This window comes from Vibrio sp. SNU_ST1 (assembly GCF_030563405.1).
In the GTDB taxonomy this organism is placed as follows: Bacteria; Pseudomonadota; Gammaproteobacteria; order Enterobacterales; family Vibrionaceae; genus Vibrio.
Map to the genome: position 1 here is coordinate 1287863 of NZ_CP130748.1, position 16039 is coordinate 1303901.

General features: G+C 43.6%; 13 protein-coding genes. 5 read left to right on the top strand and 8 right to left on the bottom strand.

Translation table 11 applies throughout. The features are described 5' to 3' along the window. Window positions 1-243: 243 nt before the first annotated feature. Window positions 244-1494, top strand: coding sequence for a diguanylate cyclase (locus tag Q5H80_RS05710; RefSeq protein WP_369809708.1), 1251 nt, complete (start codon window positions 244-246; stop codon window positions 1492-1494). Window positions 1495-1626: 132 nt separating this feature from the next. On the opposite strand, the gene Q5H80_RS05715 is transcribed toward Q5H80_RS05710, so the two are convergent. After that, window positions 1627-2451: a DUF2797 domain-containing protein gene (locus Q5H80_RS05715; protein ID WP_012603698.1), complete on the bottom strand. Its 825-nt coding sequence runs from the start codon at window positions 2449-2451 to the stop codon at window positions 1627-1629. Between the two features lie 293 nt (window positions 2452-2744). Between Q5H80_RS05715 and Q5H80_RS05720 the strand changes: the two genes are divergently transcribed. After that, window positions 2745-4040 (top strand): GGDEF domain-containing protein, encoded by a 1296-nt coding sequence (locus Q5H80_RS05720; protein WP_304569180.1) that lies wholly within the window; start codon window positions 2745-2747, stop codon window positions 4038-4040. Between the two features lie 122 nt (window positions 4041-4162). Further along, on the top strand, window positions 4163-4513 hold the full coding sequence (locus Q5H80_RS05725; RefSeq protein WP_192888895.1) for a GlpM family protein: 351 nt from the start codon (window positions 4163-4165) through the stop codon (window positions 4511-4513). Window positions 4514-4750: 237 nt separating this feature from the next. Here the strand turns inward: Q5H80_RS05725 and Q5H80_RS05730 are convergent, their stop codons facing one another. The 3 genes from Q5H80_RS05730 to Q5H80_RS05740 all read right to left on the bottom strand — a co-directional run bounded on the left by Q5H80_RS05730 (window position 4751) and on the right by Q5H80_RS05740 (window position 9056). After that, window positions 4751-6121, bottom strand: coding sequence for a DASS family sodium-coupled anion symporter (locus tag Q5H80_RS05730; RefSeq protein ID WP_304569181.1), 1371 nt, complete (start codon window positions 6119-6121; stop codon window positions 4751-4753). 197 nt (window positions 6122-6318) lie between these two features. Then, window positions 6319-7155: a vancomycin high temperature exclusion protein gene (locus Q5H80_RS05735; RefSeq protein WP_304569182.1), complete on the bottom strand. Its 837-nt coding sequence runs from the start codon at window positions 7153-7155 to the stop codon at window positions 6319-6321. Window positions 7156-7367: 212 nt separating this feature from the next. Then, on the bottom strand, window positions 7368-9056 hold the full coding sequence (locus tag Q5H80_RS05740) for an NAD-dependent malic enzyme (protein ID WP_012603704.1): 1689 nt from the start codon (window positions 9054-9056) through the stop codon (window positions 7368-7370). 184 nt (window positions 9057-9240) lie between these two features. On the opposite strand from Q5H80_RS05740, the gene Q5H80_RS05745 reads away from it, so the two are divergent. Beyond that, the gene (locus Q5H80_RS05745) at window positions 9241-11619 is read left to right on the top strand and encodes a helicase-related protein (RefSeq protein WP_304569183.1); all 2379 of its coding nucleotides are present in this window, start codon (window positions 9241-9243) and stop codon (window positions 11617-11619) included. Window positions 11620-11822: 203 nt separating this feature from the next. Beyond that, on the top strand, window positions 11823-12200 hold the full coding sequence (locus Q5H80_RS05750) for a transporter (protein WP_304569184.1): 378 nt from the start codon (window positions 11823-11825) through the stop codon (window positions 12198-12200). Between the two features lie 147 nt (window positions 12201-12347). Here the strand turns inward: Q5H80_RS05750 and Q5H80_RS05755 are convergent, their stop codons facing one another. The 4 genes from Q5H80_RS05755 to Q5H80_RS05770 form a co-directional block, all read right to left on the bottom strand. Then, entirely contained in the window at window positions 12348-13451 is a 1104-nt protein-coding gene (locus Q5H80_RS05755) for a phosphoribosylaminoimidazolesuccinocarboxamide synthase (RefSeq protein WP_304569185.1), read from the bottom strand. A 310-nt stretch (window positions 13452-13761) separates the two neighbouring features. Further along, a complete protein-coding gene (locus tag Q5H80_RS05760) occupies window positions 13762-14169 on the bottom strand; it encodes a SulA-like leucine-rich domain-containing protein (RefSeq protein WP_304569186.1) in 408 nt (135 codons plus the stop codon). 353 nt (window positions 14170-14522) lie between these two features. Then, window positions 14523-14711, bottom strand: a complete 189-nt coding sequence (locus Q5H80_RS05765) for a hypothetical protein (RefSeq protein ID WP_048659540.1) — start codon at window positions 14709-14711, stop codon at window positions 14523-14525. 165 nt (window positions 14712-14876) lie between these two features. Beyond that, window positions 14877-15971, bottom strand: a complete 1095-nt coding sequence (locus tag Q5H80_RS05770) for a tetratricopeptide repeat protein (RefSeq protein WP_304569187.1) — start codon at window positions 15969-15971, stop codon at window positions 14877-14879. Window positions 15972-16039: the final 68 nt, after the last annotated feature.

Sequence of the window (16039 nt, forward strand, 5' to 3'; positions counted from 1 at the left end):
AATGCTTACATAGCTATACAATATCCTTCGTGTTTTTTGACGTGCGTAACAAGAAGGTGGTATTTGTCTACTTTTGATGACTTACGCTTACGCTTACGATTGAGTTGTAGAGAAGCCTAAAGCAGTACGATATACTAGATATCATATTAATGTCCCTAACGCGTGATAGATTGTGTGGAAGCGTTGGCAGGATGTGTTGTTATGCTTCGGCTTATGAAGTGTAGCGAGAATGCGGAGTTGGCAATGTCTTCAATAAATTTCGAATCCACGTACGGTGTAATAACGATTCAAGATATGAATGTAGTGAGTGTTGACGCTAACTATGCTCGCATCTATGGATACCAATCACCGGAAGAACTACTTTCTGATATCGATAGCTTTCTAGACCTCATCTCAGAAGAGTACCATGTTTTAGCCTATCAAAATTACCTTGAAACGGTCAGTGGTCAACGAGACCCTCAGGTTCACACCTATACCAATATTGATCGTAATGGCAGAGAGTTCACCGTGTTTTCTATCGATCATGTGACGGAGTGGCAGGGAAGACCTGCACTGCAAGTCACGGTTATCGATCTTTCCCCTGCGATTCAGCTGCAAAATGCAGTGCGTGAGCAAGATAAGATGTATCACGACATGATCATGCAATCAGGGCAGGGCATCTTGGTGCATCGAGATTTCAAACCGTTGATGGTCAATCAATCCTGGGTAAAACTGCAAGGTGGATCTTCCATAGAGCAAGTCTTAGCGCTGGATTCGATTCTTGACTTAGTGCCCCAGCAGAATACTGATGGCATCTCTAAACACTATCAAGCGATCGTGTCGGGTGAGCTGTCGGGAACCAGTACCGTGGTTGAAAACATTGGCTTTGACGGTGTTCATCGCTTTTTTAATATTTACGATAATGCTATTACTTGGAAAGGTCAGCGGGCCGTTCAAGTGGTACTCGAAGATGTGACTCAAAAGGTGATGTTGGAGAAGCAGTTGGTTCACCAAGCGAATTACGATGAAATGACGGATCTGCTTAATCGTAGGGCGATTTATGAATGGTTAAGAGAGCACATGTTCTTTAAAAACTACCTTGTCTGTATGCTACTAGATATCGATGACTTCAAGTCGATCAATGATACTTATGGTCATATGGTGGGTGATGAGGTAATTTGTGCTTTGGCTAGTATAACTAAGCGCAATGCCGAGAAAGTTGGTGGAGTAGCAGGCCGTTGGGGTGGTGAAGAGTTCATTATATTTATCCCAAATGCGTCTCTTGAAACAGCTCTCGAAGTTTCAGAAGAGATTCGCCAACAGTTCAATCAAGTCGAGTTCAAAGTGGGTGAACAAATTCGTTTTAACTCTAGCGTGAGTATCGGAATCAGTGATAGCCGAGCGTGTGAAGACGGTGTCACTATTGACGCACTCGTGAATTTAACCGACCAATCTCTTTATCGCGCGAAAGCCAATGGCAAGAATTGTGTAGACGGAGATGTAGTCGCGCTTTAACGCCTAAAACCGTCATCGAAAGCGAATAGAATCGACAACAAAAAATGCCCTCAAGTCATCACTTGAGGGCATTTTAGTTTTTGGCTATTAACTGAACGCTTCGCACTATGAGAAACGCTTAAGTTCTATAAATTAGGCAGACACTTCCACTTCGTAAGAGCCAAATTTACGGATGTTAATCACACCAGTATCCAAGATAAGGTATTGGCCTTTAATGCCTTGAAGTACGCCCGTCACTTCTGGGTTCTTATCAAAGTTGTGCGATACAATTTTCACTGGGTGCTGTTCAACTGGGTAGCTCAATGAAGTAATGCTCTCACTGAGCACCTCGATAGCATCATCACCAAACTTCGCTCTGATCTCTTGGATTTTATCTTCAACCAATGGCAATAGTTCTTTGGCTTTCTCTACCAACTCCATATCGTCGCCGTCACCTTTAAGCAGTGTGCGCCAGTTGGTTTTGTCAGCAATGTGCTTCGCTAATTCGACTTCAATAAGACCAGAAATCTGACGCGTTTTTACCTTCAAAATAGGTAGGCCTTGAGTGGCACCTTGATCAATCCAGCGAGTTGGAATCTGAGTATGGCGAGTGATTCCTACCTTAAGGCTTGATGTGTTCGACAGGTAAACGAAGTGATCGACGAAGCAATTTTCTTCACCCCATTGAGGCTCACGACAAGTGCCTTGATCGTAGTGGCAAGTTTCAGGCTTCATGATGCACATGTCGCAGCTTGCTAGCTTTTTCATGCACACAAAGCAGTGGCCTTGAGAGTAGCTTTTCTTGGTTTTCTTACCACACGAACAACAAAAAATATTACCAGTGTGGGTAAGGTTGATGGTTTTACCAATCAGAGGGTTTAGCTCTACAAACTCTTCCCCTACAGGTAAACGGTAGGTAACCGCACCATCAAGGGAAGCACTCATTTTCTTGAGTGTTCCTTTTGCTAATAAAGACATGACATTACTCGTTGTATTTTGATTATTATTTCGTCGACTCGAACGCCTTGTAAGCAGTCGCTACGGTTAACGATGATTATGCGATGAGTATAACAAATAGAACCTCTATTTATACGCAATATTACTTGATTCATGCAGTGAATAATTGACTGGAAACACGCCATCTAAATTATAGTATGACATTTCGTTAAGGTGTGATATAACGTTTTTAAGTCAATTGTTAGTATGCAATCTAATGATTAATTTATATCGTTAAATCCCAACTATAGGGAACAAAAGCCGGAAGCTTAGATGTGAAGTGGATTCATAAAATTGTTATCTTTCTAGTTATCGCAACACTTGCCATTGTGCAGTATTACCAGGTAAGTGGAAATCGTGTGATAACAACGATTACTCCTGAACAATATGAATTTATCGCGACCAGCGATCAAGTTGATAGAGGAGTCAGTACCTCCCAATTGTCCTATAAAAATGGGCAGTATATTCTCGATTGTGAGCTTAAAAAGTCCGAATATCCTTGGCCTTATTGCGGGCTATCGATTCGTATTAACCCAGATATAACCACTGGCCTTGACCTTTCGCAGTACCACACCTTTAGAGTCAATATTGATTACCATGCGAAGGCTGACTCTAGTGGTCGTCTGAGAACGTACCTACGCAATTACAATCCTGCTTATTCGGTTCCTAATGATGAGTACACACACAAGTACAACGGGATGGAGTTCTCTCCAGGAATCGATGGTGGCGTGATCGAGATCCCGATCAAAAACTTGCAAGTCATGACGTGGTGGTTAGCGGATAACGACATTGCGTTAGAGCATTCAGCCCCCGAGTTTTCAAATGTGAACATGGTTGAGTTTGCTACTGCTTCTGGCGCTAAATTAGGTCACCATCGGATAATTATTCGAAGTATTGAGTTTGAGGGTTCGTATATTTCGGCTGAAAGCCTATTCCTGATCTTGCTGTTTATCTGGGTGGGTACCGGCACTGTGTTCCTGCTTTCAGAATTACACCGCTCAAGAAAACGTATGGCGATCGCTGAAAAAAGACATCATCACTTAAAGAACGTCAATCGGGCATTGAGAGAGCAAAACTTTGAGTTCTCTGAAAGGGCTCATCGTGACGAATTGACTGGGATACTTAACCGACACGCGATTCGTGATTGGTTGAAAATGCAGTCGCAACAGGTGAAGCAAGGCCACGGCAAGTTAAGTATGCTCTACCTGGACATTGACTACTTTAAGAGTGTGAATGACAAATACGGACACCAGATGGGTGATCATATCTTGCGTGAATTCAGTATGGTGGTTGGCAGTTCTATCAGTGCGACGGACAAACTTGTACGTTGGGGAGGGGAAGAGTTTATTGTTTTTTGCCCTGAAACCGAAGCTGGCGAAGCGCAGAGAAAGGCAGAGAAAATCCGACTTTTGGTTAGCCAACATCTTTGGATTCATGGGGATTCTCTCACTTGCAGTATCGGCATTGCCGAGATGAAGCAAGAGAGGGTGACAGAGACGATCGCCCGCGCTGATGAAGCCTTATATCAAGCCAAGCACTCAGGGCGAAATCAGGTGATCTTGAGTCACTAATCTTATAATTGTGTTGATTACTTTATAAGCCATGCGTGCATATGTGACGTGTGGCGTTTTTATGGGCGCTATATGAGTTTACCCTCTAGAGCCTGTCTTGGTTTGTTGGATAACGTATTGAAATGATCTCACTGTTTTTTAAATGTTTGCTTGGTGCGGCTGCCGTTTTACTGATTGCGCTGTTGTCGAAGAGTAAGAGCTTTTACATCGCCGGTTTAGTGCCGTTGTTTCCCACTTTTGCTTTGATTGCTCACTACATTGTTGGCACTGAACAAACCATGGTGGAGTTACGCACTACGGCGCTATTTGGCTTGTTTTCGCTTGTACCATACGCAGCTTATCTTGGCGCGGTTTATGTGTTCAGTTATCGCTATAACTTGGTATCGACACTTTCATTAGCCACTGTCGTTTGGGTTATGTGTGCTTCTATGCTGTTGTTAGGTTGGACGCGCTTAGTACCCAATGCAATTTAATCATGGGTGAGCTGGTGGATTGATGAAGAGAAACAAAAAAGGTGGCGAGGAGCCACCAAAAGGGAAAAGCGTTTTATTGTTTTTTGAATGCCTGCTCAGTGACTGCTTCAAACTGAGTAATAGTTTCACACTGAGCGGGCATTTTGTACTGGTTGAGCCGGGGGAACTACAACCAGTTTATGTAGAGCCTTACTTGTAACACTTGTCTATAAACATCAGTCTATAAGGTGTGAGTGCTTACCAGAAGATCCAAGCGAACAGAGTCAGCACTAGGATACAAACTAGGTTCAAAACCATACCGATTCGCATCATCTCTCTCTGCTTGATATGGCCCGAACCAAATACAATCGCGTTCGGTGGTGTTGCAACAGGCAGCATGAAGGCACAAGATGCGGCCACCGCAATGAGTGCAGACAAGATAACAGGCGACATACCCAGCGCTTCAGCAATAGTCGCAAATACAGGGACAAGCAATGCTGCACTCGCGGTGTTACTTGCAAATTCCGTTAGGAATACCACGAAGGCTACCACGGCTAGAATTGTAAGAAGTACACCTGCCGTCTCTAAAAATCCGCTCAGTGAGTGTGCTAAAAATACGCTTGTTCCTGTCGCTTTCAGAATGTTACTTAAACAGATACCACCACCGAACAGGATAAGTACACCCCAATCCGTTGTCTTCTCAACGTCTTTCCATTCCACGGCTCTAGAAGCGCCAAGTAGTACAATTGCGCCAATCGCTACCAAGCTATCAAACTTAGAGAACCCGCCAATCATTGCGTTGATTGGTTTGCCGAATATCCAAAGCGTTACGGTTAAAAGGAAGATAGACAGTGTGATTTTCTTGCTGTTTGTCCACTCGACAGGTGCATGGTCTAGCTCGAATTGGTGGTCAAGTTTTGGCTTAGTCATCACGTACAAAATAATCATCGTAATTGGCAGTAAGATCATCGAGATAGGTAGCCCAAGAGCCATCCACTCTGTGAAGCTTAAGCCAACTTCTGCGGCAGCAATGGCGTTTGGTGGGCTACCAACTAAAGTTGCGATACCACCGATTGAAGCACAGTAAGCGATACCCAGTAGCACGAACACGTAGGTATTGCGGTCTTCACTTTGGTCGACTTTGTTCATGATACCAAGAACGAGAGGAAGCATCATTGCTGTGGTGGCGGTGTTTGAGATCCACATGGATAAACCCGCACTCACACCGAACAACATGAACACGGCGACCGACATTCTGCCTTTTGCTATCAGCAATACTTTGTCAGCTATCGCTTTATCCAGCTCTTGCTTGTTCAGTGCGGCTGCCAACGCGAATCCGCCCATGAATAAGAAGATGATGGGATTCGAAAAGTTAGCCAGTGCTGCGGGCGTGTTGAATACACCAAACAAGACAGCCAATAGGGGAACGAGCAAAGCGGTGATGCTGACGTGGATAGCTTCTGTTAACCATAGAATGGCAACGAACACGAGAATACTTAAACCCGTATTCACTTGCGCTTCGAATGGTAGGGAATTGAGCAAAACTGCAAATAGCGTGAAATTACCAATTAATATCATGCTGTTGCGGGTAAACAACCAGTGTTTCAGTGTAGTAACAAGTGCCGTCATAAGACGCTCCTTTTTTTATCCTCGTTTTATTGGTGCACGACTTCGTTGAGCGGTGCTTATTATTTTCGAGGTATATAGACTTGATGTAGGGTCAGACTTTGTTGGGAGAATGTTACTCAAGTTAATAAAGGAGTGTTGGTGTGTTTTTGCTTAACAATGGGGAAGTGTGAGGCAACAAATTCAAAATGTGTAGTTTTCTACACATCGGTCTCTGTTGGTTCTAAAATAGGGCTTACTGAAGGAGTTGCAATCGGATTTTCAGTAGGGTTTGCTGTGGGGTCTGCTATAGGATTTACATTGGGATCAGTAATAGGGCTAGGAATCGGTAATGATTCTGGTTTTGGACTGGGTTGGATAGGCTCTTTAGGGCCAAGGAATTTTGGCGTAGTACCAATAATATACAGGTCAAGAAACGCTTTGGTACGTGCAAATACTTCACGTAAACGTATTGAGGTTCCCGAATGGTGGGTTGGTCCTGAAACCGCCAAACACTGCGCATTAATATCGTAAGAGTTAGCGATAAATAGCGCTCTTTCACAGTGGAATTTCTGAGTGATGATCAGGAAGTTATCGGTATCGAATATCTTTTTGGCGCGAACAATCGAATCTAGGGTTCTGAACCCCGCATAATCTAGATTGATGCGTTCATCGGGGACGCCCGCTTTTAACAAGTCGCGTTTCATCGTCCACGGTTCATTGTAAGAGCGATGAGCGTTATCGCCACTCAGTAGAAATTGATCTACCTTTTCACGATCGAACAGCTCAATTGCCGCTTCGATTCGGTGCTTATAATAGTCGTTGAGTGTTCTACCCAAATATTTGCTTGTGCCAAGCACAACGGCGACCTCAAGCTCGGGCACTTCATCAATGTCGTAGATGATGCGATCTTCTGCTTGCCATGAAACCCAATAATCGATCGCAATAACCGCAGCGCTGCCAACTAAGAACACGAGGAAAGCGCCAAACAGAAAACCTTGCAGCTTTTTGTAAGCTTTTAATAAGTGGCTACGGAAAATGTGAGAATCAAATTTCACTCTCGGTATGGTCCTTTGACTGAGCATTAATTTTTGAGTGCTCGATAATACCAAATAAAAATCAGAAAAATCAGTTAAAAAGACAAGACAGTGTAAAGAAAAAAGCCCCCGCAGTTGCAGAGGCTCTTGTAAGAGTAGTTAACACTCTTTATTCCAAGCGCAGTACCTTTATTCCAAGTACAGTACCTTTATTCAGAGCGCAGCACGTTTTATTAGAATGCAGTACGCTTGTAGCGACGGTAAACCGGCTGCCAGAAGTGCTGGTCAATCGCTTGTTGTAGTGCTTCTTCAGTGATCTCTAGAGCAACACCTTGCTCAATCGCTTTTTTACCAACGGCAAAAGCAATCTTCTTAGATACGGTGTGGATCTCTTCCAATGGTGGAAGTAGAGCACCTGAGCCATTGATAGCAAGTGGAGAACAGGTTGCAAGTGCTCGGCTTGATTCCATTAGCATTTCGTCAGTGATGCGTGAAGCATTCACAGCCAATACACCAAGGCCAATACCTGGGAAGATGTAGCTGTTATTACACTGAGCGATTGGGTAAGTGGTGCCGTTGTGAACCACTGGCTCAAACGGGCTACCAGTCGCAACAAGAGCTTGGCCGTCAGTCCAACGAATAATATCATTTGGTGTTGCTTCAACACGGCTTGTTGGGTTTGACAGTGGGAACACGATAGGACGCTCACAGTGCAGGTTCATCTCTTTGATGACTTCTTTGCTGAACAGACCCGGCGCACCAGATACGCCAACCAATACCGTAGGTTTCGCGTGACGAACAACGTCTAGTAGAGAGAAACCAGTGCCGTCGCTTTCCCAATCTTTGGTGTTCGCGTTGGTTTGAACTAGACGCTGTTGGAAATCAAGCAGGTTTTGCATGCCTTCCTGTAGCAGACCCCAACGGTCAACCATGTAAACTTGAGAGCGAGCTTGTGCATCGCTGATACCTTCAGACACCATTTGAGCAATGATCGCTTCAGCAATACCACAACCTGCAGAACCCGCACCGAGGAAGGTGATGCGTTGGTCTGACAGTTTGCTGTTCGCTGCTTTACATGCTGCAAGTAGAGAACCAACCGTTACAGCGGCTGTACCTTGGATATCATCGTTGAAACAACAGAGGCGATCTTTGTAACGTTCAAGCAGTGGCATTGCGTTCTTTTGTGCGAAATCTTCGAACTGAACTAATGCGTCAGGCCAACGGCGTTGAACGGCTTGGATGAATTCTTCAACAAATGCATCGTAATCAGCACCCGTGATACGAGGGTGACGCCAGCCCATGTACATTGGGTCAGCAAGACGCTGCGGGTTGTTTGTACCCACATCGAGCACGATTGGTAGCATGTAAGCTGGGCTGATACCGCCACAAGCTGTGTAAAGTGCTAGCTTACCAATTGGAATACCCATGCCACCGATACCTTGGTCTCCCAAACCAAGAATACGCTCACCATCCGTAACCACGATAACTTTAACGTTGTGGTTTGTCGCATTGTTCAGTAGGTCATCGATACGATCGCGGTTCGGGTACGAGATAAACAGACCACGGCCACGACGGTAAATATTTGAGAAGTTCTCACATGCTGCGCCAACCGTTGGCGTGTAAATGATAGGCATCATTTCAGAAATGTGGTTTTGAACTAAACGATAAAAAAGCGTTTCATTAGTGTCTTGGATGTTACGAAGGTAGATATGCTTATCCATATCACTTTCGAAGTTACAATATTGCTTGTATGCACGTCCTACTTGCTCTTGGATTGTTTCGGTTGTTTCCGGTAACAAGCCTTCAAGGTTGAAAGAACTGCGCTCTTCAGCAGAGAATGCGCTGCCTTTGTTTAGAAGAGGGGTACTTAGTAGAGCAGGACCAGCATAAGGGATATATAGAGGGCGTTTATCGTTGTTCATTAGATGCCTAATATGGGAGAAAGGGTAACCGAAAAATGATAACGGTTTAGTTATTCAATTGTAAATAGTTTACCTCCGATCTTTGCAAACAAAATGATATTCTTACCCATGTCCCACACTTATCGAATTTTAGCACCATAATTCGTTATACTTTGCTCACACTTTTTCGCGACGCCTCTTTTTTATGTCATTACTTCCCATCGATGCTTATCAAAACGTATTTCACGAACAAATCGCTAATTCTCACCTAGTAGTAGAAGCGGAAACCGGGTCGGGTAAATCAACGCGCTTACCAATTTGGGCTTGCCAACATGGGCGAGTGCTTGTGGTTGAACCAAGACGAATAGCTTGTACCTCATTAGCTAAATATCTCGCCCTACAATCGGGCGAAAAGCTTGGTGACAAAATTGGTTATGCGATCAAACTTGAGTCTGAATACAACGAGAAAACTAACGTTGTTTTTGTGACGCCCGGTATCGCGCTGCGTTGGCTATCTGAAGATGGGCTTGCTGGCTTTGATGTCATCGTAGTCGATGAATTTCATGAGAGGCGCTGGGACATTGATTTGCTGGTGGCGATCCTCAAACAAAAAGCGAGTCATCGTTTGGTGATCACTTCAGCAACCATTGAAGGTGAGCGCCTTGCTCATTATTTGGATGCGAATCGAATCAGTTGTGAAGGCCGAACTTATCAAGTTGCTATTGAACACCGAGCGAATGAGTCAAGAGCATTGCCCGATATTCGACACCTAGAGCAACGCATTGCCGAAGAAGTGAATCACCAACTGATTGCATCTTCTGGTGACATGTTGGTTTTTCTGCCGGGTAAAAAAGAGATCGTGCAATGCGAACAAGCCTTAGCGAAAAATCCAGATATCCAAGTCGTTAAATTGCATGCGTCAGTCAGTGATAAAGAGCGAGATTTAGCGTTATCGGGTCGTAATATTAATACTGAAGGTAATGGCCTGAGAAAAGTCATTCTTGCAACTAACGTTGCTGAAACCTCATTAACCATTCCTGACATTGGCGTGGTGATAGATTCAGGATTAGAAAGACGCACCGTTCAACGAAACGGTAGAACGACTCTGATGCTTAAATCGATATCACGAGCCAGTGCCAAGCAACGAGCTGGCCGAGCGGGTAGAGTGATGGATGGTGTTTGTGTGCGTCTATATGGTGAGCATGCGGCGTTAGAGTTAGTCACACCGCCTGAATTGCAGCGTGAAGAGCTGACCGAACCTATGTTGGCCGCGGCGTGCTGTGGATCTCCGCTTGAGAGTTTGTCTTTCCTCGATCCTATTCCGGAAAAATCACTAAACAGTGCGACTCAAACCTTAATGACGATGGAAGCGATTAACGCCGACCATCAAATTACCGAGCATGGCAAAAAGCTGTATCCGTTGCCGATTGACGCTTTGTATGCCGATATTGTTACTCGAATTAAATCCAAAGCATTAAAAGAGGCGATGGTCGATCTCACAGCGGCGCTGTCCGTTCCTGCTCGCTTATATCAGTTATCAAACAATGCAGAACATCTAGAAGCTCTGGCGCAAAAAGAGAAAGAAGGGTGTGATTTAAGCCTGTTAATTCAGATTGTGCGTGGTCGCGAATATCCGCATTTAGAAATAGACCAACAGGCACTGAATGAAGCACAAGGACTGGCTAAGCAAATGCGTGAGGTGTTTGAACTTCCTCAATTAGAAGTCTCGTCACGTTTACAGCGTATTGAACTGCTTAAGATCATTGTGAATCTGCATCCTGAACTGGTGTTTGTACGCAGGTTGAGAAGGAAAGAAGCTTTTGCCAATGGAGCGTTAGAGGTAGTACTCGGCCGTCAGAATCGTTTCCCTGACAATGCACAAGCGATGTTGGTGTTAGACACTCATAGTTTGCCGGGAAGAGGCGTTAAGCAAACACTGACCTTAGCGACGGTCACGGCCCCCATTCCTCTTGAGCTTATCATTGATGCTGAGCTAGGAGAGTGGGAGCAAGGTGAAACGATTGTGAATGATGAAGGCGTCTATACTGGGATGGCGTTGGTGTATGCCGGCCGCACGATCACGACTAAGCTCGTGGCAGCGGAAGGGCAACTATCGCTAAAGCCCATCGTCGATCTTGTATCGAATGGGGTTCAACTTCCCGGTTTTGCAGAAGCTCGCACTCAACAAATCAAACATTGGCAGCTGTATGTGAAACTCGGTCTCGATGAGCAAACCAAATACACACCAGAAATTGAGAATATTAACTTTGAGCTATGGTTGATAGAGCAGCTTGAAGTGTTAGGTGTCACTGATGTGAGCGAATTGGAAATGTTCGACCATGCTGATATTCCATTCGATGGTATCCCGACTTGGCTCTATTCAGAGTTTTCGGAAAAGTACCCGTTTGCATTGAGCCTTGCCGACTTGCAACTCGAAGTCGAATACCTGCCGGCACGCAAGCTGATTTACGTTCATTATCAATCGGGCAGTCGAAAGTTATCGCCAAAACGTTGGGAGCTCCCGACATGGTCTGGCTGGCGTATTCAGTACAAAAAAGCGAGTCGGATAATTGATATCAAATAGATGGATTAGTTTTATCTCTAAAATATTAATCAAATAGGTGCATATATGTTTTTTCAGTACTTATTTTGTTACAAGTTTGATTTTTATATGCCTTTTTAACCAATCAAAAGGTCATAAAAGACTATTCTTCTATATCCTATTGCTATATAGAAAGAGTTGATAGATATTGAGTATATTGTGTTGTCAAAGTGTCGGGGGACATCATGGATAAACAGACAGAGACGCGTGTAGAGTTTGATTACACAACATTTCTTGGCGCCTCATGCAGTAAAAAATGGACTTTTCTGGAAGCACTAACCACGATTGCGCCAGTATTCAGTACCGTCTGGCGAGATAGCATTAAAGAGCTCGCAAGCCCTGAAGATCGTTTATGGCAGATGGCATTGAAATCGATGTCGACGCGTAAAAGTGATGAGTCAAACATTGTTACCTTACTCAAGCTAGCCAAGCTAGAGGGGATCAATGAACTCAAAGTTGCTATGCCATATTCTCTTGAAGAAGAGCAGATCGAGTACATTGAATCGCGCAGTCATTTGGTGATTGCCGAGAATTCTGGAGAAGAGTTGACTATCAAGCTTTAATCTATCAGTAGAGCTTAGAGCTTAGCTCAAATAAGATTAAAACGTACATGTAAGAAGGGCCTCAATAATGAGGCCCTTTTTGTATTTAAGTAGCTCTTGTATTTGAGCAGCTCTTGTACTTAGGCAGAACGCGATATCGAACCGCGATTAATCGATTAGGCCGTAGTCGGCACGCAATATATCGATGATCTCTTGCTTAGGGTTCTCACTCAGTACGATTTCCGCGCCTGTAATCTTCGCCGCGATATCAAGATAAGTACGTGACAGAGACATTAATGAATTCAATGGAAGTTCATTGTCACGAGCTAACGCTTCACGCTCTGGCATGCGTTCTTTATTCAAAAGAATGTCGGCATCAGGGAAGTAGTTAAGCAAGAACTGACGGAAGCCTTCTTTTGAATTCTCAACGATGTTGCCGTTGTTGTATTCCTGAGTATCCCAAATGCGAGATGAATCTGGAGTACCAACTTCGTCCATGTAGATAAGCTTTTCTTTGCCTTGAGCATCGTTCACATAGCCGAACTCAAATTTCGTATCGACAAAGGTTTGATCGACTTTTGCTAGCGCTTGGCTAATTACGTTGAAGCCTTCTTTTAGCAGTTTCTCGTAATGCGCAATGTCACTTGCTTGAGTAAAGTTGAACGCTGCGAAGTTATCTTCGATGTTGTTACGTGTGATGTTCACATCGTCAGCTTCTGGAACACCAGGAATCCCTTTCAAAATCCCTTTTGTAGAAGGCGTGATCAGTAGCTCAGGTAACTTTTTGTCTTTCTCAAGGCCTTCTGGCATCTCGATACCGCAGAATTCACGTTCGCCGTTTGCGTATGCACGCCACATTGAACCTGTGATGTATTGACGACAAATTGCTTCGATCATGACTGGGCGAGCTTTTTGTACAATCCATACGAACGGGTGAGGGATATCAAGAATATGACTGTCAGCGAGGCCGTTGTCTTTAAACAATTTGAACCAGTGGTTAGAGATAGCATTCAGAGCGGCTCCCTTACCTGGAACACCTTTTAGATTCCCTTCACCACGCCAGATACAATCAAATGCAGATATACGGTCACTGATCACCATGATTGCTAAAGGCGCATCTGGTGCTACATCGTAGCCTTTCTCTTTAATTAGTCGTTGGCTATCTTCTTCAGTTAACCAGTAGACTGAGCGAACCTTGCCACTGTGGACAGGTTTATCAGTACGGATTGGTAGGTCATCATTTACGGCAAGAACTTGATCAGCAAGGCTCATTTAGACATTCCTATCTTTTATCAAACGTCATACAGAGAAGTGCGGTGTGCACATGATTAGACGGGCATTATACCCAATCTACTATTTGCTTCCAGAGAAAAAGCAAACGATTGCTAAATCTATTGTTTAAATAAAAACCCCCGCCTAACAATCTGCTAAAAAATTGGCGAATTGTAGGGCAGGGGAAGGGAGTATATTTGGACTGTGTTTTGGAGCTATGATGTCAAGTTAACTTAAGTTTGTTAGCTAAAAGATTAAGCTATGTTTATGGGCTATGTTTATGAGCCAACATGTTATTAAGCAAGGTGGTCTAGTGAATACGCTCTGAATTGGCATCAATAAAGAAGACTTCACACTGAAAGCGCATTCCTAATGTTCTTAGGTATTGCTGACTGAATTGATCAATCGAAGCACTCGCAACAATCGCGCTCGCATTCTTAGATCGAATGGCTTTCTCGACGGTTTCTACTTCTGTCATTTGATTAGAGGCTTTCATGTGAATAACACGATCACAGCAAACATTATGTTGCTGCAGCTGTTTAGCCGATGGTCTTGGTGTTTGAGCCGTAAACAGTAACCACTGATGTTGATTGGACAGCAACGCCATTTTGGCAAACAACGCTTCTTCGTTTGAACTTTTTGTTTCACGAGAGACGGATGTAAATACGCAGTGAGTTAGCGGGCTAGAGTGTTGTGCTTTAACGTGTGCTGGAATCATTTTGCTGTCCTTATATACATGCTGTATGTGTATACAGTAGTTTTTGTTGCTTATAAGATCAAGCGTTTTTTGAGGGATTATTGGACGATCTTGCTTGGTTATAGATGCTGCTTTTGTTTAAGTTATTGAAAATGGTATAAAAATTAAATTTGAATGAATTTGTTGTTTTGTCTCATAAGTTGAAGAAATGTGAGCTTTATACAGGTGTATACAGTGGTTTTGACAGAAAAGTACTGTATATACCTGTATAGAAGATAAGAAGATAAGAAGATAAGAAGATAAGAAGATAAGAAGATAAATCTCAGATACAAAAAAAGCGCCTTAGGCGCTTTCTTATATTTCAACGGTGTTGCTTATCTCAATGTCGCTTGGGAGAGTTTTGCTCTCATTTCCATTTCACCAATATTGAACTGGCGAACATCAATGGTTGCCATATCATTGCACTCTTGACATGCATGATGACACTTACCATCTAGGTAGTCGTGCTTTTTAACTAGGCTTGGCTTTTTGCACCAATCACAAACGCCTTCTATTGTGAACATATTCTCTCCTCACCTGTTTAAGTCAGGTGTATTTTCGGCGCAAATTATGACACAAGTAAGACTCATTAGTTAATAGTTTGTTACCTGTTTTTGAGAGGGGGATCGATTGCAGTACTAATAAAATCGATATCTTTGCGACTTTGGAAATCGAGTTTGCTTGGTTGTTTACGTTTTTGCAACACTCTTAAGGATGGTTTTTAGCGAATTGTTCAAACGTTTCATCTCTTCGTCACATCCGTAACCATCAGGGTGGTAGATTTTGGATAGCTGTTTATATCGAATTTTAATGCTTTTTTGATTCGGAATTGAGCTAGGTGTATACCCAAATAGAGCGCAGGCTACTTGTAAATTGTTCAGGCTGTTGTCACTTTTCTGTTTTTTTAACTCATGGAACATGGTGTGCAGCTGACGTTTTTGCTGCTTAATAGTGAAGTCCTTCGAGCTAAGCTGTGCTTCAAGTGTCTGCTTTTGTTGCCCCAATTTACCAGATTTTAGAGCGTGTCTTCTTTTTGATATCACCAGAGTCAAGATAATGCTGACAATTGAAATTAACACGGCTAAGGCTGCGCCAATCAGATAGTCTGAATACGTTAGGTTAGAACGTGTTGCCTGCTCTCTAGGGGGCTGAGAAGAAGGGGAGTGACTTGCTCGCTCTGGATTAGATAGCCTCTGATTCGTGCTGCTTTCAGCAATGACGTTGTCATTGAGCTTCTCAATCGAAGAGATCTGCTTGGCACGTTGCTCGTTGAATTGCGCTTCCAGAATGCGGTTATAGCCATCTTCGGCTTTTGGATTGTTTTTTAAGGCCGCTTCATACCATAGTTGTGCTTCATCTAATGGTTTTAGGAGCTCTTGCTCAAGTGAGGATTCGTAGAGCTTTGCGACTTCGATAGGCGCGCGCTGATTTCCTTGTAGCGCTGATTTAATAAACCATTCCAACGCAAGCTTATTGCTTTGTTCCACATCTGATCCAGCCAAGTACCATTCCCCCAGCCTAAATTGCGCATTTGCATTGCCGTTTTCTGCGGATTGCGAGTACCAATAAAATGCATCGCTGGTGCTCAAAGGGACATCAATACCTGATTCATAAGCTTGGGCTAGTTGGTATTGAGAAACTGGATCTTGAGGTTCTATCGAGAATGCAACGTTGCTTTTGGCATGAACGAAGTGTGTAGTAGAGAACTGTATTGTGGAAAATATGAGGGAAAAAAATAGAGTTCTGAGAATTGATGATGGCAGAAAGTTGTATAGGATAAACAATAGATAAGTCTCGTAAAAAAGCCCAGAGTCGGTATATCAGTATGAATATGACTAGTCGTGTGATTTTG